This window comes from Janthinobacterium sp. (assembly GCF_031995485.1).
GTDB lineage: Bacteria > Pseudomonadota > Gammaproteobacteria > Burkholderiales > Burkholderiaceae_D > Janthinobacterium.
This window is the reverse complement of sequence record NZ_DAMAGB010000045.1, coordinates 21925-37154: the sequence shown is the minus strand read 5'-3', so window position 1 is coordinate 37154 and position 15230 is coordinate 21925. Positions and strand designations below refer to the sequence as shown.

The 15230-nt window shown below is 63.5% G+C and carries 17 protein-coding genes; 5 read left to right on the top strand and 12 right to left on the bottom strand.

Annotated elements, in window-relative coordinates:
- Positions 1–17: 17 nt before the first annotated feature.
- Positions 18–1076: a sulfate ABC transporter substrate-binding protein gene (locus RTQ46_RS21425; RefSeq protein WP_312439614.1), complete on the bottom strand. Its 1059-nt coding sequence runs from the start codon at positions 1074–1076 to the stop codon at positions 18–20.
- A gap of 301 nt (positions 1077–1377) precedes the next feature.
- Here RTQ46_RS21425 and RTQ46_RS21420 point away from each other — a divergent pair, with 301 nt between their 5' ends.
- Positions 1378–1920, top strand: coding sequence for a GNAT family N-acetyltransferase (locus RTQ46_RS21420; protein WP_312439613.1), 543 nt, complete (start codon positions 1378–1380; stop codon positions 1918–1920).
- Between the two features lie 150 nt (positions 1921–2070).
- Here the strand turns inward: RTQ46_RS21420 and RTQ46_RS21415 are convergent, their stop codons facing one another.
- Positions 2071–2880, bottom strand: a complete 810-nt coding sequence (locus tag RTQ46_RS21415; RefSeq protein WP_312439612.1) for a class II glutamine amidotransferase — start codon at positions 2878–2880, stop codon at positions 2071–2073.
- A gap of 238 nt (positions 2881–3118) precedes the next feature.
- On the opposite strand from RTQ46_RS21415, the gene RTQ46_RS21410 reads away from it, so the two are divergent.
- From RTQ46_RS21410 to RTQ46_RS21400, 3 genes are all read left to right on the top strand, one after another.
- Positions 3119–3946, top strand: coding sequence for an EAL domain-containing protein (locus tag RTQ46_RS21410; RefSeq protein WP_312439611.1), 828 nt, complete (start codon positions 3119–3121; stop codon positions 3944–3946).
- A gap of 111 nt (positions 3947–4057) precedes the next feature.
- Positions 4058–4807, top strand: a complete 750-nt coding sequence (locus RTQ46_RS21405) for a DUF882 domain-containing protein (protein ID WP_409518360.1) — start codon at positions 4058–4060, stop codon at positions 4805–4807.
- Between the two features lie 25 nt (positions 4808–4832).
- Positions 4833–5714: a LysR family transcriptional regulator gene (locus tag RTQ46_RS21400; protein ID WP_312439610.1), complete on the top strand. Its 882-nt coding sequence runs from the start codon at positions 4833–4835 to the stop codon at positions 5712–5714.
- On the opposite strand, the gene RTQ46_RS21395 is transcribed toward RTQ46_RS21400, so the two are convergent.
- The gene (locus RTQ46_RS21395) at positions 5690–6157 is read right to left on the bottom strand and encodes a PACE efflux transporter (protein WP_312439609.1); all 468 of its coding nucleotides are present in this window, start codon (positions 6155–6157) and stop codon (positions 5690–5692) included. The two genes, RTQ46_RS21400 and RTQ46_RS21395, sit on opposite strands and share 25 nt — an antisense overlap.
- Before the next feature lie 209 nt (positions 6158–6366).
- Between RTQ46_RS21395 and RTQ46_RS21390 the strand changes: the two genes are divergently transcribed.
- Entirely contained in the window at positions 6367–6789 is a 423-nt protein-coding gene (locus RTQ46_RS21390) for a hypothetical protein (protein ID WP_312439608.1), read from the top strand.
- Positions 6790–6809: 20 nt separating this feature from the next.
- On the opposite strand, the gene RTQ46_RS21385 is transcribed toward RTQ46_RS21390, so the two are convergent.
- From RTQ46_RS21385 to RTQ46_RS21345, 9 genes are read right to left on the bottom strand one after another with little or no spacing between them, the layout of a single operon-like run.
- Positions 6810–7853, bottom strand: coding sequence for a hypothetical protein (locus tag RTQ46_RS21385; protein ID WP_312439607.1), 1044 nt, complete (start codon positions 7851–7853; stop codon positions 6810–6812).
- A gap of 5 nt (positions 7854–7858) precedes the next feature.
- Positions 7859–8770 (bottom strand): flagellar hook-associated protein FlgL, encoded by a 912-nt coding sequence (gene flgL, locus RTQ46_RS21380; RefSeq protein ID WP_312439606.1) that lies wholly within the window; start codon positions 8768–8770, stop codon positions 7859–7861.
- Positions 8771–8781: 11 nt separating this feature from the next.
- A complete protein-coding gene (gene flgK / locus RTQ46_RS21375; RefSeq protein ID WP_312439605.1) occupies positions 8782–10146 on the bottom strand; it encodes a flagellar hook-associated protein FlgK in 1365 nt (454 codons plus the stop codon).
- A 54-nt stretch (positions 10147–10200) separates the two neighbouring features.
- A complete protein-coding gene (locus RTQ46_RS21370; RefSeq protein ID WP_312439604.1) occupies positions 10201–10593 on the bottom strand; it encodes a flagellar biosynthesis protein FlgJ in 393 nt (130 codons plus the stop codon).
- On the bottom strand, positions 10593–11702 hold the full coding sequence (locus RTQ46_RS21365) for a flagellar basal body P-ring protein FlgI (RefSeq protein ID WP_312439603.1): 1110 nt from the start codon (positions 11700–11702) through the stop codon (positions 10593–10595). The genes RTQ46_RS21370 and RTQ46_RS21365 overlap by 1 nt, the downstream gene beginning before the upstream one ends.
- Positions 11703–11711: 9 nt before the next feature.
- Entirely contained in the window at positions 11712–12383 is a 672-nt protein-coding gene (flgH, locus tag RTQ46_RS21360) for a flagellar basal body L-ring protein FlgH (protein ID WP_312439602.1), read from the bottom strand.
- A complete protein-coding gene (gene flgG / locus RTQ46_RS21355) occupies positions 12383–13171 on the bottom strand; it encodes a flagellar basal-body rod protein FlgG (protein WP_312439601.1) in 789 nt (262 codons plus the stop codon). Before flgG ends, flgH begins: the two co-directional genes overlap by 1 nt.
- Positions 13172–13205: 34 nt before the next feature.
- Complete coding sequence (gene flgF / locus RTQ46_RS21350) at positions 13206–13934, bottom strand: flagellar basal-body rod protein FlgF (RefSeq protein ID WP_312439600.1); 729 nt, start codon at positions 13932–13934, stop codon at positions 13206–13208.
- 26 nt (positions 13935–13960) lie between these two features.
- Entirely contained in the window at positions 13961–15229 is a 1269-nt protein-coding gene (locus tag RTQ46_RS21345; RefSeq protein WP_312439599.1) for a flagellar hook-basal body complex protein, read from the bottom strand.
- Between the last annotated feature and the right edge of the window lies 1 nt (position 15230).

Sequence of the window (15230 nt, the reverse complement as noted above, 5' to 3'; positions counted from 1 at the left end):
ACGGTGACGATACGTGATTACTTCTGGTAGATCTTGTCAAACTCGCCGCCATCGTCAAAGTGTTTTTTCTGGGCTTGTTTCCAGCCGCCGAATACCTCGTCGACCGTAAACAGGCTGATCGGCTTGAAGCTGGCCGCATATTTCTTGGCGACCGCAGCCGAACGCGGGCGCAGGAAGTGCCGGGCTGCCAGTTCCTGGCCCGGTTCCGAATACAGGTATTGCAGGTAGGCGGTGGCTTCCTTGCGGATGCCGCGGCGGTCGACCACCTTGTCGACCACGGCCACCGGCGACTCGGCCAGGATCGAGCTGCTCGGGTAGACCACTTCGAAGTTGTCGCCGAATTCCTTGCGCACCAGTTGCACTTCGTTTTCAAACGTCACCAGCACGTCGCCGATTTCACGCTGGGTGAAGGTGGTGGTGGCGCCGCGCCCGCCGCCGTCGAGCACCGGCACGTTCTTGAACAGGCGGGTGACCAGGTCGCGCGCCTGCGCTTCGGTGCCGCCTTTTTTCACGGCATAGCCCCAGGCCGCCAGATAGGTGTAGCGGCCGTTGCCCGAGGTTTTCGGATTCGGCACGATCACCTTGATGCCGGGCTTGGCCAGGTCGTCCCAGTCCTTGATCTGTTTCGGATTACCCTTGCGCACCAGGTACACCATGGTCGAGTAGAACGGCGCGGCGTTGTTCGGGAATTTCCTGGCCCAGTCGGCCGCCACCAGGCCACGGTCGACCAGCAGGTCGATGTCATTGGCCTGGTTCATCGTCACGACCGACGCTTCCAGGCCGTCGGCCACCGAGCGCGCCTGTTTGCTCGAACCGCCGTGCGACTGCTTGATGGTGATGGTTTCGCCGGTTTTCTTCTGCCAGTCGGCGATAAACGCCGGATTGACGTCCTTGAACAATTCGCGCATCACGTCATACGACACATTCAGCAGCACCACCGGTTCGGCGGCGCTGGCGGCCATCGGCAGGCCTGCGGCAAAGGCGCTGGCGGCGATGGCGCCGGCCAGGAACCAGCGGCGTGTGCGCGACGCGACGGGCGAGGCGGTGAGCGGGAATGCGGCGTGTTGTTTGGGCATGTTCTTCTCGTGTGGTGGATGCAGAAGGACATAGTCTAGAATTCTGGCCGGATTGGAAACGAACATTTCGTAATATGCTTAGATGCGATCGCGTTTTCGCTCAAAAAACAGATATGGATTTTTGAAAACATTCGTGGGCAAGGGCGCCATCCGCGCTTAGCCTGCAAGGGCGCGCCACAGGCAAAACCGGCTGGCGGCGCGGTGCAAAAAAACCCGAACGCGCCGCTTGGTGTATAGTCGGAATCGCGCGCTGCAGGGTGAAACCGCCTGTATCGGCAACCGGAATAATTTGTGAGCATCCATGAGTCTTGAAATTCGTATTGCAACATCGGCCGACGCTGGCGACGCGTGCAATGTATTGCGGCGTTCCATCGTCGAGTGCTGCGCCCTCGATCACCGGGACGATCCGGCCATCCTGGAAGCGTGGCTGGGCAATAAAACACCGCAGATGGTGGCGTGCTGGTTTGCGTCGCCCACCAACCATGCACTGGTCGCCGTCGACGCCGGCAAGGTCGTGGGCGTGGCGCTGCTGACGCGCGCCGGCAAGCTGGCCCTGTGCTACCTGCTGCCCGAAGCGCAGCGCCGCGGCGCCGGCACGGCGCTGGTCGAGCAGCTGGAAGCGCAGGCAAAAGAGTGGGGCATCAAGGCGCTGCAACTGCACAGCACGGCCAGCGGCCAGGCATTCTTCGTCAAGCAGGGATATGGCGAGGCGGGCAATGTACGCTCGCCGTACGGCGTGGAAACGGTGTTCTGCTGGAAGGCGCTCGATCCCTCCTGCCTGGTCACGGGCGATCCCAAGGGCGATGCCAAGCGCAAACGCTTTTGCAACTGCAATTCGGCCTGAGTTTTTCCACTCGCCGTGACCAGTTTGCTGAAGTCAAGCCATCCGCTATATTGAAAGGCGCAAGGCAAAAAACGCATAGATGGCGGGCCAGAGACGCGCGCCCCGCTTGGCCCCATGTGCGTTTGCTTGCGACTGGTGTTTTAATTCTCTTCAGTAACTGATCTGGATATACACGCCGCGCTGCGGCGCTGTGTCGTGCAGCAGCGCGCCGCCGGCAAACACCTTCAGTTCGCCCGGCGCAAACGCCGTCCACGGTTCGTTTTCCGTCAGCGGATGGGTGGCGATGACGGCGATGCGGTCGTCGAGGTGGTTGTGCTGGCGAAAGTCGATGCTGCGTTCGCAGTCGATCAGTTGCGCCACGGAAAACGGGTACTCGCGGATCACGTAGTGCAGATGCGTCGAGCAGTGCGCGAACAGGATGTCGCCATCGGACAGGATGAAATTGAAGCTGCCGTTGGCGGCGATCTCGCCGGCGATCTCGGTGATCGCCGCGCGCAGCACGCCGCGCGCCGGCTCGCCGTCGGGAAAGCGGGCGCGCAGCGCACCGAGCAGATGGCAGAACGCCTGTTCGCTGTCGGTGTCGCCGGCGGCGCCGTAATGCGCGCTGTCCGGCGTATGCCACGGTTTGAGTTCGCCATTGTGCGCGAATGACCAGGTCTTGCCCCACAGTTCGCGCGCAAACGGATGCGTGTTTTCCGGCGCGATGCGGCCATGCGTGGCCTTGCGGATATGCGCGACGATATTTTTTGCCTTGACGGGATTGTCGTGCAGTTGCTGCGCCAGCGGCGAATCGATGGCGGCCAGGTGGTCGGTCAGCAGGGTGCAGCCTTCGCTGGAGTGAAAAGCGATGCCCCAGCCGTCGCGATGCTCGCCGGTGCGTCCGCCCCGTTCCGTAAAACCGGCAAACGAAAAACCCAGTGCGGCGGGTTTGCTGCTGTTCATTGCGAGTAGCTGGCACATGCTGGCCCTTCCTGATGATGTCGGTACAGGATCACAGTAAGGCCATCGCCGCCCGGCGAAAACGATTTTTTCAGCATATGCATATGCCGTTGCAGCTCTGCGACGCTTATTTGCTATCCGTATATCAAATGGCGAAAGCATTCGTTCTGATTTCAGGCAGGCTCGCTTAATCTGCACGTTTTGGCGCCAGCCCTCCCTGCGAGGCGGCCATGGCGCAACCTCACCCCAAGGAGTCAGCATGCCGTTTCCCGTCCTCAAAAATTACCTGGCCCGCCTGTCGCACCAGACGCAGGCCAGTACCAGTGTCTGGCTGGACGACGAGGGCAGGGCGCTGGGGCGCTTTTTCAACTGCACCATGACCAGCGCCTTCCAGCCGCTGCGCGAACTCGGCAGCGGCAAGGTGCTGGCCCATGAAGGCCTGGCGCGCAGCGTGTCGAAGGCCGACGAAGGGCTGTCGCTGTGGCGCCTGCTTGACCACGCGGCCAGCGACGACGAGTCGGTGGAGCTGGACCGCTTGTGCCGCATGCTGCACGCGATCAATTTCTTCCGCCAGCCCGAAGCGGAACAGTCCGACCTGTACCTGAACGTGCACGACCGGCTGCTGAGCGCCGTCAGCAGCAACCACGGCCATGCGTTCCAGCGCATTCTCGACGCGCTGGGCCTGCCGATCGAGCGCATCGTGCTGCAGCTGCCGACCGTGACCGCCAACCAGAGCTGGCTGCTGAATTACGTGGCCGACAATTACCGCCGCAACGGCTTTCGCCTGGCCATCAATGTCAACAGCGTCAACGAGGCGATCGGCCTGCTGGAGCGGCTGCATCCGCACAGCTTCAAGCTGGACGCCGGCAACCTCGGCGATGAAGACGCGGCCGCCAATTTCGTCACGCTGTGCCATGCGGCGAACATCCGCGTGGTCTTCAAGCGCCTCGACACGCCAGCCGCCTTGCAGGCGCTGCAGCGCATCGCCGCTGCCACCGGCTTGCCGATCGTGGCCCAGGGTTATCTGCTCGACAAGCCGCTGAGTTCGCTGGCGTTTGACGAAGCGCGCATCGCTGCGGCGGCCTGACGCCTGACAGAATGGAAAATACCTTGAAATCAGTCCGGCACGATAGCGTGCAGGGTTTTTCTTCGCGACACAATACGCTATAGTATTCCCCATCGTTATTTGGGGTGGACTATGGCATCGCGCAGAAACTTTCTACAACACGGCATGGGCCTGGCCGCCATCGGCCTGGTGGCCACGCCGCTGATCGGCTGCGCTTCGCGCACGGAGAAACCGGCCATGGCCTCGGCCGGCGCCAAGCCGCGCCCGCCCAAGACCGGCGTGCCGGCGCAGCCACAGCAGCTGGCCAGCATCGACCGCTCGGCGACGACACGCAATGGCGCGCCGATTACCGAAATGGAACCACCGCCCGATATTTTCGACGCGCAGATACTCGACCTGGATTTCTGGCTCAAGCCGCGCACGCTGGAAGTGGTGCGCCCGGCCAGCAATGAAAAAGCCCGGCTGCTGTACTGGAAAGATGGCGAAATCATCGATTCGGCGTACCAGGAGCTGTGCCATTTGCTGCGTGACGTCAACGGCAAGAAGACGACGGCGATCGATCCGAAGCTGTTCGAGACGCTGTGGGGCACGCAGGCCTTTATCGCCCGCTACGGCATCGAGCAGCCGCTCGAGATCCTGTCGGGCTACCGCACGGCCGAATCGAACAGCAAGCTGCGCGAAGCGGGGGTGCCCGCCGCGCGCCAGTCGCTGCATATCTCGGGCAAGGCGGCCGATATCCGCGTGGCCAACCTGAACGCCGAAGTGCTCGGTTCGCTGGTGCGCAGCTTCAAGCAGGGCGGCGTGGGGTTCTACTACCGCGCCGGTCCGCGCGGCGGCTGGATCCATGCCGATACGGGCCTGCAGCGCACCTGGAAGGGCTGATGTCCGCTTTGCCGGCTGGCAGGCAATGAAACTGTCCAGCCATAATATCGAACTGTTTCTCGCCGTGGTCGATGGCCGCTCGTTTTCCGGCGCCGCGCGCGCCCTGAAGCGGGCGCCGTCGGCGGTCAGCATGGCGGTCGCCCAGCTGGAGGCCGAACTGGGCATTGCCCTGTTCGACCGCGGCGCGCGCGAAGCCGTGCCAACCCCGGCCGCCATCGCCCTGATCCCGCATGCGCGCCTGATCGCCGAACAGCTCAAGCAGCTGCACCTGCATGTCCAGCAACTGTCGCAGGGGCTGGAAAGCCGCATCTCGCTCGGTATCGCGGCCGAACTCGACCACGCGCCTTTCCTGCGCGCCGTACAGGCGCTGTCGCAGCGCCATCCGCTGCTCGATATTGAAGTGCTGACCGCGCCGCAGGACGATGTGCTGGACCTGCTGCACCGGGGCCGCGTCAGCGCCTGCATGGCGTTTGGCGGCGGGCGCATCAATCATGCGGAGCAGTTCCAGCTGGTCGGCAGCGACGCCTTGCTGGCGATTATCTCCACGCAACATCCGCCCGGCGAGACGGGGCGCGCCGTGTATATCGAGGAACTGGTGAATTTGCGCCAGATTATCGTTGCCAGCCGCGAACTGGACCTGGCCGATGCGCGCCCGGTGGTGGGCCTGTCGCACTGGCGCACCGACAGCCTGCCAATGGCGCTGGCGATGGTGGAGGCGGGCCTGGGCTGGGGCAACTTCGCCCAGTCGGCGATTGCCGGCTCGCTGGCGGCCGGCCGCGTGCGCCGGCTGGCGTTCAAGAACACCGGCAATGGCCTGGCGCTGCCGATCCACCTGGTGTGGATGAAGGACCGGCCGCTCGGCATGGCGGCGCGGACCTTTCTTCAGTTGCTGGCCGAAGCGCCCTGAATCGAGCCGGCCTCTTCCTTCGGCTGCTGCGCCGACAGCGGCACGCCGAACAGGCCGTCAAACACATAGTTGAAGACAAAGCTGTAGCACGGAATGATCAGCATCAGCGCAAAGTCGAGCACGAACGCATCCCACAGGCTGATATGGAGCCACCAGGCGATCAGCGGGATCAGGTAGACCACCAGCGTGATCTGGAAGCCGATCGCATGCACAATGCGGCGCCACACGGTGCGCGTGCGCGACACTTGCCGGATTTCCCAGTATTCGAAAGCAGTGTTGTAGAGCAGGTTCCAGATCACGGCAATACTCGTGATCATGATGGCCAGCGGGCCGGTGCTGGTCGGCGATTCGCCCGACAGCAGGGTCAGCCACAGCGTGGAGATGGTCATGCCGATGATTTCAAAGGCGGTGACGTAGACGATCTTGCGTTTGATGCCTTGCATAAGGTGCCCGTCAAAATGAACTGGCAGGCATGATAGATCAATAGACCTGATATTAAAAGTTGAAAGCTGTCAGTTTTATTGATGGTTTTCCTTGCCGCCATGAACAGAGGATAATGGTGGCTGGAGGGCAGGGGTTCCGCCGCATCACCGCAGAGAAGGCATATATGCAAGGCGCAGCAGAAGACAGCACAGGCAGTACAGCAGGCAGCGTGGACACCACGGCAGCGGAGGAGATCCTGGCACGGCCGCGATTCCGTCCCCGCCCATGGGAGCACCTGGAAACACCGTACGACGTGGAAGTCTGGATCGAGGAGCACAACCGCAGCATGCAGGACAATATCGCCGCGCATGAAACCGGGGTCGGCATCTGCTTTACGCTGGCCGAAGGCGGCGACATCTATATGCAGACCAGCGCCGACGGCGCCGTCGTGCTCGACGTCACGCCGGACGCGGCCTGGATTGCGCCTCTGATCAGCGCGGCAACCGGCTGCGAAACGCCGGATTCGTCATTGTGGATTTTGCCCGACGACAAGCTGATCCAGCTGATCGTGGGCCTGTCCAGCCTGGTGGCGTCCACCTTGCTGGTGGTGGGACATGATTTCGGGCTGCGCCGGCGCCGCATGGGGCGCTGAAAGCCGTAGCTGAAGACGGCTTAGCGCTGCAGGCCAAGCAGCGCGATCACGCGTTCGCGGCTGATGCCGACCAGGGCCGAACTGATCGCCATCAGCGATTCGTAGCCCGGCTTGCTTGCCTTTTCGGTGAAGCTTTGCGCCACCGTATCCATGCCGGTATCGGCGGGCGCTGCCTGGGCGTTCTCGACGCGGGCCGTGGCCTGCGCCAGCGCCAGGCTGACCGCGGCGCGCGACTGCTCGATATGCGCCAGCGCCTGCACCACTTCATGCAGGGTGGCGCGCAGCGCTTCGATGTCGCCTGTGTCCCATTGTTCCGGCGCGATGGCGGCCGGTTCCGGATCGGTCCTGACGCGGTTCATCTGGCCGGTCGGGAAGCGGATGCCGCCGCCGCGCACGGCCAGGCTGTCGCGCACATTGGCCCACGACGACTCGGGCGTGCTGAACACGACCTGGCCATCTTCTCCCTGGCGCACGCGGATATTCGACGGCATCAGGGCGCGGTCGAAGCGGGCGATGATCTCGTCGTCCGACAGGCCCGGTTCGATATTCACCGAACGCAGCGCCTGGCTGGCGCCGCCGACGGAAAACGCCAGCACTTCCTGCGAGCCTTCCTGCAGGCTGGCCATGGTCAGGCCACGGATGGTAAAGCTTTGCTGCGCCGTTTGCGGACTGCTGTAGCCCAGCTGGGCGTCGAGCGAGCCGCCCGAAGCACTGCTGCGCTCGCGCCAGGTGCTGCTGAACTGGCGCACGCGCGCTTCGACCTGGCCATCGCGGCCGGCGCGCGCCGCCAGCTTGGCGGCCAGTTCGCTTTTCAGCGCCTGCAGCTGGCTGCTGCTGCGCTCGAGGTAATCGAGCGTTTGTTGTGCATTCGAAATCTCGCCCTGCAGCTGGTGATCCCAGTTGCTCAGCCCGCGTTTCAGCGTCGATGTCGCCCCCCTGGGCGCGGCGCCGTCGGCGCGCGTGCCGGCGCCGTCAACGCTGCCCGTGGCGCCATCGACGCCGCGTGCCGTGCCGCTGCCTTTGCCGGCAACGCCTGAAGAAGTAGGGAGCTGAACGATTTGCATGGGGATCAGAGAAGGTCGAACAGGGAGAGTGAACCCACTTTGCTGTAGGCTTTATAGGTCGCTTCCAGCGCCGTCTGGTAGCCGGTCAGCTCGATCGCCGCCGCGCCGATGTCGGCCTTCTTCAATTCCAGCAGGGCGGTATTGTTCGACAGCGACACATTGTCCAGATTGTTGTTCAGCGTGGCCAGGATGTTCTGCGCGCCGCCGAAGATGGCGATCTTGCCGGATAACAGTTCCATGCCTTCATCGGTGCCGTCCAGCGCGGTGGTGACAACCGCGCGCACCGCCGGATCGGCCGGATCGAGACCGGGCGCGTTCAGCGTTTCGATGGTCTGGTCGATCTTGTTGAGCCAGGCTTCGAGATTTTTGACGTCGACGTTGGCCGCCTGCGTGATGCCATTGCCGACCACCACGGTCTGCGTTTCCGTATTGCCCGTATAGGTGTAGCGCGAACCGGCCGCGGCGGTGGGGTCATAGGCGATCGCCGGCGTGTCGGTGGCGGTGCCGGAAAACATGTAGCGGCCTTCCTGGTCCTTCAGGTTGGACGTGTAGACCACGCTGTCGCGCATGGCGCGCAGCGATTCGGTCATCGCCTTCAGGTCGGACGGCGCATTGCTGCCATCGGCGGCCCACACCAGCAGGTCGCGCGCCTGGCCCATGTCGGTCACCATGCTCGACAGGTAATTCTCGTTTTTCAGCAGGCGCGTCTGGACCGAGGAGATATTGTCCTTGTACTGGGTGACCATCGCCTGTTCGCGCGTCAGGCGCGAAATGCGCACGTTGCCGATCGGATCGTCCGATGGCAGCTGGATGCGCAGGCCCGACGACATCTGCTGCGTCAGGTAATTGATGCGTTCCTGGTTCTGCTGGATCGATACATTGATCAGCGTCTGGTACTGGCTGCTGGCTACACGCATGATCTTGCTCCTTAACCCATCATTGCCAAAGTGGCGTCAAACAGCGTATTGGCGACCGAAATGACTTTCATGTTCGCCTGGTACATATTCTGGAATTCCACCAGGTTCATCGCTTCTTCGTCCTTGTTGACGGCGCTGGTGGCTTTCCAGTCGTTGACCGCCTGCGTGCGCACGGTATCGGCGGTTGCCAGCAGGGCCTGGTTCTGCTGGCTCTGGATGCCCAGCTTGCCCACCAGCTGCGTATCGGCGTCGCTGATGAGCACTTCGCCCACCCAGGTCACGGTGATCGGCTTGTTCTTGATGTCGATCAGGCTTTGCAGGTTCTTGCTGTCGCCGGCGGCGCCGCCGGCGCTGGCCAGCGCCAGGTCGGCTGCCGTGAAATCTTTCTTGATCGACATCACGCCGTCAGTATAGACGAACAGGTCGGGACCGGCCGCGCCGGCCATGGTCTGCCCCAGGTTCAGCTGCTTGTTGACATTGTCCGTCAGGCTCTTGCCCAGGTCGCGCAGCGACTGCTGCAGCGGCTGCAGCGTGTTCTGTTCGAATTCGCCCAGGCCGCCGATCTGGCCGCCGATGGCGACGTTGTCCAGCTTGAACGTCGAATTGGCAAATTTCAGGGTGATGCTCTGCTCGCCAGCGGCGTTTTCGCTGCTCGTCAGCGTGCTCGACATATTGCCGATCACCAGCGGCTGGCCGCTTTTCAGGGAAATGTTCAGCGAACCGTCGGGCTGGGTGTTGACTTCGATCGCCATCTGCGCCGCCAGGCCGTCGACCAGCTGGTCGCGCGCATCGATCAGCGCCGAGACATTGGTGCCGGCCGCGTTCGAGGTCGAGATGCGCTGGTTCAGCGAGGCGATGTTCTGCAGTGCCGTATTGGCCTGCGGCATCATCGCGGCGCGCTGCTGGTGCAGCGACAGCACCTGGTTGCTCATCACATTGTTGATGCTGTTGAAATGCTGGGCCATGGCGTCGGCCGAGGTAATGATCTGCTGGCGCAGCGGGGTCGAGGTGGGATCGACGGCGGCCGCGTTCAGGGCCGTGAAAAAGCCGTCGATGCCCTTGCTGATGCTCGAGCTTTCATCGCCCATCACGCGTTCGAGCTGGGTCAGGTAAGGCTGGGCTTGCGAGCGCAGGCCCTGGTCCGAGGCGGCGCGCCACATCTGCTGGCTCTTGTAGGCATCGCTGAAGCGCATCAGGGCGCCCACTTCCACGCCATTGCCGGCCGAACGCACGCCAGCACCGGCGCCAAGCGAACTGAGCAACACGCCCTGGCGGGTATAGCCCGGGGTTTGCAGGTTGGCGATATTCTGGCTCGCTGCACCGAGCGCGGCTTGCGCGGCGATGCTGCCCGACAGGGCATTGCTGATCATGCTCATGGCATTTCTTTCGTGATAAGGGGCGATGTCGCTACCTTAGTGACAGGCGACACTTTATGCGGACTTATTAAGTCCGGCGGCAACTTTGTCCGACTTGACATCGATTTTTGTGGATGGCGCGGCGGCGGCCGGCAGCAGCTGGCGCAAGATCGCGTCGGCGATGCCGAACGCGCGCTGGCCGGCCATCTTGTCGGCCACCAGGTTGTCCGCCAGTTCCAGCATGTCGCTGTTGACCGGATCCTTGTACACGCTGTCCTCGCCGGCCATCTCGCGCGTGCCCGAGCGCATCTGGCGCAGCATGTGCGAAATGAAAAAGGCTTCGAACTTGACGGCGGCCTCGGTGGCCTTGGCGGCGTAGCGCGGATCGGCGGGCGCGACCGCGCCAGGACTGCGGTCGTCCAGCGCCGAGGGCAGGGCGCCGTTGCTGTTGTCGATAGGGAAAGTCATCAGATCACCACCAGTTCGCCTTCGATGGCGCCGGCCTGGTCCAATGCCTGCAGGATCGCCATGATGTCGTCGGGCGAGGCGCCCAGGCTGTTGACCACGTCGATGATGGCCTGCAGCTTGGCGCCGGCCGGCCACTTGAACATATTGCCGTTGCCCTGGTCGACCGAGACTTTCGATTGCGGCGTGACGGTGGTCTGGCCGCGGCCGAACGGCGCCGGCTGGCTGACGGCCGAACTTTCGGAAATCACCACCTTGAGCGAACCGTGGGTGACGGCGGCGGCCTTGACGCGCAGGCCTTCGGCGATCACCACCGTGCCGGTGCGCGAATTGAACACGACTTTCGGCGTGTCGACGCCGACGTCGACCGTCAATGCTTCGAGCTTGGCCATGAAGGCCACGCGCTGGGTCGGGTTTTCCGGCGCGATCACTTCCACGCTGGTGGCGTCGCTGGTGGTGGCGACGGCGCCGAAGCGGCGGTTGACAGCTTCGACGATATTGATGGCGGTTTCGAAATGCGGGTGGCGCAGATTCAATGTAACGGTCGGCCTGGTGGAAAAGTCGCTGAGGATTTCGCGCTCGATATTGGCGCCATTCGGTATCCGCCCCGAGGTCGGCGTATTGACGGTGACGGACGAGCCGCTCTTGCCGGTGGCATTGAGGCCGCCGACCACCACGTTGCCTTGCGCCAGGGCATAGGTTTCATTGTCGGCCGCGCGCAGCTGCGTCAGCAGCAGGGTGCCGCCGCGCAGGCTTTTCGCGTCGCCCAGCGACGACACCGTGACGTCGATCGCCTGGCCGCGGCGATAGCCGGGCGGAAATACGGCGCTGACCATGACGGTGGCCACGTTCTTGCTTTTCGACTCGGCGCCGTCGGGCAGCTTCACGCCGAACTGCTTGAGCATGTTGACCACCGACTGGCTGGAGAACTTCACCTGGGTGGTGTCGCCGCTGCCGTTCAGGCCGACCACCAGGCCGTAGCCCACCAGCGGGTTCTCGCGCACGCCTTCGATGCTGACCAGGTTGCGCAGCACTTGCGCGGCCGAGGCGGGCAGCGCGATGCCGCAGAAGACAGCCAGCATGGCCACGGGCAGGACGGAACGCAATTTCATGAGGTCACCTTAAAACGGCATCCACGGGCCGACGAAAAAGCGCGTCAGCCAGCCCGGGGTATTGGCTTCGGCCAGGGTGCCCTGGCCGGAATAGGCGATCCGCGCATTGGCAATGCGCAGGGACGACACCTGGTTGTTCGAATCGATATCGGCCGCACGCAGGTAGCCGCGCAGGCGCACGAATTCTTCGCCCTGGTTCAGCGTCAGGGTTTTTTCGCCCTGCACCCGCAGCAGGCCGTTCGGCAGCACTTCCTGCACGATCACGGTGATCGCGCCGGACAGCGCATTTTGCTGCGTGCTGGTGGCGTCGCCGGCAAAGTTGCGGTCGGCCGACAGGTCGATGCCGGTCTTGGGGAAGGTCTTGCCGAGGAGATTGGCCGCCTGCACGCCCACCGAGGAACCCTTGTTGAACGAGGTGCCGGCCTTCTTGCTGGCCTGGGTGGTTTCCTGCAGCGCCACCGTCACCACGTCGCCGACGCGAAAGGCGCGGCTGTCCGAGGTCAGCGACATGCCCGCATCGGGATTGAAGACGCCGCCCGCCACGCCGCCGCGTCCGCTGCCGCGCTGCGCCACCAGCGGCTCTTCGGAAAACGTCGGCGCCACCGGCGCGGCCGGATGGCTGGCACAGCCGGCCAGCAGCACGGCGGCCAGCGCCAGGATGGCTTGCTTGGCGGCTTGCATCAGCGTGCCGCTTGTGCCAGGTATTGCAGCATGTTGTCGGCCGCCGACAGTACCTTGGTGTTCATTTCATAGGTACGCTGGGCCGCGATCATGTCGACCATCTCTTCGACCACCTGCACGTTCGAGCCTTCCAGCGCGTACTGCTTCAGCTTGCCCAGTGCGCCTTCGCCCGGACGGCCTTCGGTCGGCGTGCCGCTCGATGCGGTTTCCTGGAACAGGTTTTCGCCCAGTGCCAGCAAACCGGTCGGATTGACAAAGCTGGTCAGCGTCAGCTGGCCCAGTTCGGTCGCCGCCACGTTGCCGGGGATGGTGGCCGAGACCATGCCGTTTTCAGCGATGGTGATCGCGCTGGCGTTGTTCGGCACGGTGATCTGCGGCACCAGCGGCAGGCCCTGGGCGTTGACCATCACGCCGTTGGCGTCGATGCCCAGCTGGCCGGCGCGCGTGTAGGCCGCTTCGCCGTTCGGGCGCAGCACCTGCAGAAAGCCGTTGCCGGTGATGGCGACGTCGAATTCGCGGCTGGTCGTTTGCAGGCTGCCGGTGGTAAACACCTTTTGCGTGCCGACCATATGCGTGCCGTTACCGAGCTGCACGCCCGATGGCGACAGGGTATTGTCGGCGCGCTGCGTGCCCGGCTGCTGCTCGACCTGGTAGAACAGGTCTTCGAACACCACGCGGTCGCGCTTGAAGCCGACCGTATTGACGTTGGCCAGGTTGTTGGCGATGGCTTGCAGCTTGGCGTCTTGCGCCTGCACGCCGGTCTTGCTGATCCACATTGCTGGATTCATTGATTACTCCTTGGATATTGGTTGGCGTGCGGGTTCAGGCGCCGAGCAGGCGGTTGCCCGATTCGGTCATCGAGTCGCTGGCCTTGAAGACCTTCATCTGCATTTCGAAGCTGCGGTTCAGGCTCATGGTGGCGACCATTTCCTCGACCGCCGAGACATTGCTGCCTTCGATATGGCGGTCGCGGATGCGCACTGTCGGGTCCGCATCCAGGTCGGCGCCACTGCGCGCCACCACCAGGCCCGCTTCGTTCTTGGTCAGCTCGCCCGTTTCGGCGTTTACCAACTTGAGCTTGTCCACCGTCTGCATCTGCGCCGCGCCCGGCACCTGGATCGAAATGGTGCCGTCCGAGCCGATCGACAGGCTGGTGTGTTCAGGCAAGGTGATCGGACCGCCTTCGCCCAGCACCGGCCGGCCGTTCAGCGTCAGCGCGCCGGTTTCATCGAGTTCCATGGCGCCGGCGCGCGTGTAGGCTTCGCCGTTCTGCCACTGCACCGCCAGAAAGCCGTTGCCCGTGATCGCCACGTCGAGCTCGCGCCCGGTTTCCTTGATGGTCCCGGTGCGCGTCGAGATCGCGCTCGACTGCGTCTGCGTCATGTGGCGGTCGTCGTAGCCGTAGCCGCTCTGCAGGCTTTGCGCGGTCGACACTTCCAGGTTGGCGCGAAAGCCGCTGGTCTCGATATTGGCCAGGTTGTTGGCGTGTACCTGCTGTGCCCGCAGGGCACGGTCGGCGCCGCTCATGGCGGTGTAAATCAGGGCATCCATGCTTGTTTACCTTTGCGTGGCCGTCATTACAATGCTTGCATCAGCGATTGCAGCATGGCGTTTTCGGTCGACAGCACTTTCGAGTTGGCCTGGTAGTTGCGCTGCGAGGTCATCAGGCCCACCAGTTCGGTGGTGATGTCGACGTTCGACTGTTCCAGCGCGCTGGTGGCCAGCTTGCCGGCCATGCCCACGCCCGGACGCTCGTACAGCGGCGCGCCGGAAGTAGTCGAGGCGATCCAGCTGGTGTCGTTGACGGCGGTCAGCGCGCCCTCATCGGCGAAGTTGGCCAGCGCGATGGTGCCGACGTTCTGCGTTTCGCCGTTGGTGTACTTGGCCACGATCGAGCCGTCGTTGGCCAGTTCCACGCCGGTGTAGGTACCCGAGGCGTAGCCGTCCGACTTGTTGGTCGAGGTGGTTGCTTCGCCGGCGTACTGGGTGGTCTCGGAGTAGTCGAGCTTGAAGGCGAGGGCGGCAGCGCCCGAATTGGCGACCGGGTCGGCCATGTCGATGCCGGCAAATACCGGTTTCCAGTCGGCGCCCTTGACGGCCGGCGCAGTCGGGATATTGTTGGCGATCTTGCCGTCCACCGTTTCGAGCTGGCCGTCGGTGCCGAAGGTCAGCTTGACCGAGGCCGGCGTGGTGGTCAGCTTGTCGTCCAGCGTGTAGTGCACCGTCATGCTGTTTTCGCCGGTCTTCACGAAGTACTGGTTCAGCGTGTGCTTGGCGCCCAGCGTATCGTACAGAACGGAAACCTTGGCGCTGTTGTAGGTGGCGATATCGTCCTTGTTGAAGACGCTGGTGGCCGGCTTGGCGGTCCATTCGGACGACATGTTGGCGACGTAGTTCAGTTTGGTGGTGGCCTTGGCAGGAATCTGGCCGGTCGGGATTTTCAGGTCGCCCATGGCGCCCAGCGTAGTGCTGCCTTCCGCCGCGGCGGCGTAACCTTGCACCATCTTGCCATTCGAGTCGACCAGGTAGCCGCTGTTGCTGGCACTGAAAATGCCGACGCGGCTGTAGCTCAGGGTATTTTGCGCATCGCGGCTGACAAAGTAGCCACGGCCGTCGATCGCCGCGTCGAGGGTGCGGCCCGTGTTCAGCACGCCGCCGTTGACGCTCATGCTTTGCGTGGTCGAACCGATTTCCACGCCCGTTGCGCGCGCACCGGCGTACATCGACGAGAAGTTGGCGCGGCTGCTGCGAAAGCCGTAGGTGCCGGCATTGGCGATATTGTTGCTGGAGGTGGTCAGTTGCTGGTTGATGGCCTGGATGCCGGACAGCGCGATGTCGAAACTCATG

Coding starts and splice junctions, on each gene's coding strand:
- RTQ46_RS21425 (WP_312439614.1), bottom strand. CDS start 1,076: ATGCCCAAACAACACGCCGCATTCCCGCTCACCGCCTCGCCCGTCGCG.
- RTQ46_RS21420 (WP_312439613.1), top strand. CDS start 1,378: ATGAGTCTTGAAATTCGTATTGCAACATCGGCCGACGCTGGCGACGCG.
- RTQ46_RS21415 (WP_312439612.1), bottom strand. CDS start 2,880: ATGTGCCAGCTACTCGCAATGAACAGCAGCAAACCCGCCGCACTGGGT.
- RTQ46_RS21410 (WP_312439611.1), top strand. CDS start 3,119: ATGCCGTTTCCCGTCCTCAAAAATTACCTGGCCCGCCTGTCGCACCAG.
- RTQ46_RS21405 (WP_409518360.1), top strand. CDS start 4,058: ATGGCATCGCGCAGAAACTTTCTACAACACGGCATGGGCCTGGCCGCC.
- RTQ46_RS21400 (WP_312439610.1), top strand. CDS start 4,833: ATGAAACTGTCCAGCCATAATATCGAACTGTTTCTCGCCGTGGTCGAT.
- RTQ46_RS21395 (WP_312439609.1), bottom strand. CDS start 6,157: ATGCAAGGCATCAAACGCAAGATCGTCTACGTCACCGCCTTTGAAATC.
- RTQ46_RS21385 (WP_312439607.1), bottom strand. CDS start 7,853: ATGCAAATCGTTCAGCTCCCTACTTCTTCAGGCGTTGCCGGCAAAGGC.
- flgL (WP_312439606.1), bottom strand. CDS start 8,770: ATGCGTGTAGCCAGCAGCCAGTACCAGACGCTGATCAATGTATCGATC.
- flgK (WP_312439605.1), bottom strand. CDS start 10,146: ATGAGCATGATCAGCAATGCCCTGTCGGGCAGCATCGCCGCGCAAGCC.
- RTQ46_RS21370 (WP_312439604.1), bottom strand. CDS start 10,593: ATGACTTTCCCTATCGACAACAGCAACGGCGCCCTGCCCTCGGCGCTG.
- RTQ46_RS21365 (WP_312439603.1), bottom strand. CDS start 11,702: ATGAAATTGCGTTCCGTCCTGCCCGTGGCCATGCTGGCTGTCTTCTGC.
- flgH (WP_312439602.1), bottom strand. CDS start 12,383: ATGCAAGCCGCCAAGCAAGCCATCCTGGCGCTGGCCGCCGTGCTGCTG.
- flgG (WP_312439601.1), bottom strand. CDS start 13,171: ATGAATCCAGCAATGTGGATCAGCAAGACCGGCGTGCAGGCGCAAGAC.
- flgF (WP_312439600.1), bottom strand. CDS start 13,934: ATGGATGCCCTGATTTACACCGCCATGAGCGGCGCCGACCGTGCCCTG.
- RTQ46_RS21345 (WP_312439599.1), bottom strand. CDS start 15,229: ATGAGTTTCGACATCGCGCTGTCCGGCATCCAGGCCATCAACCAGCAA.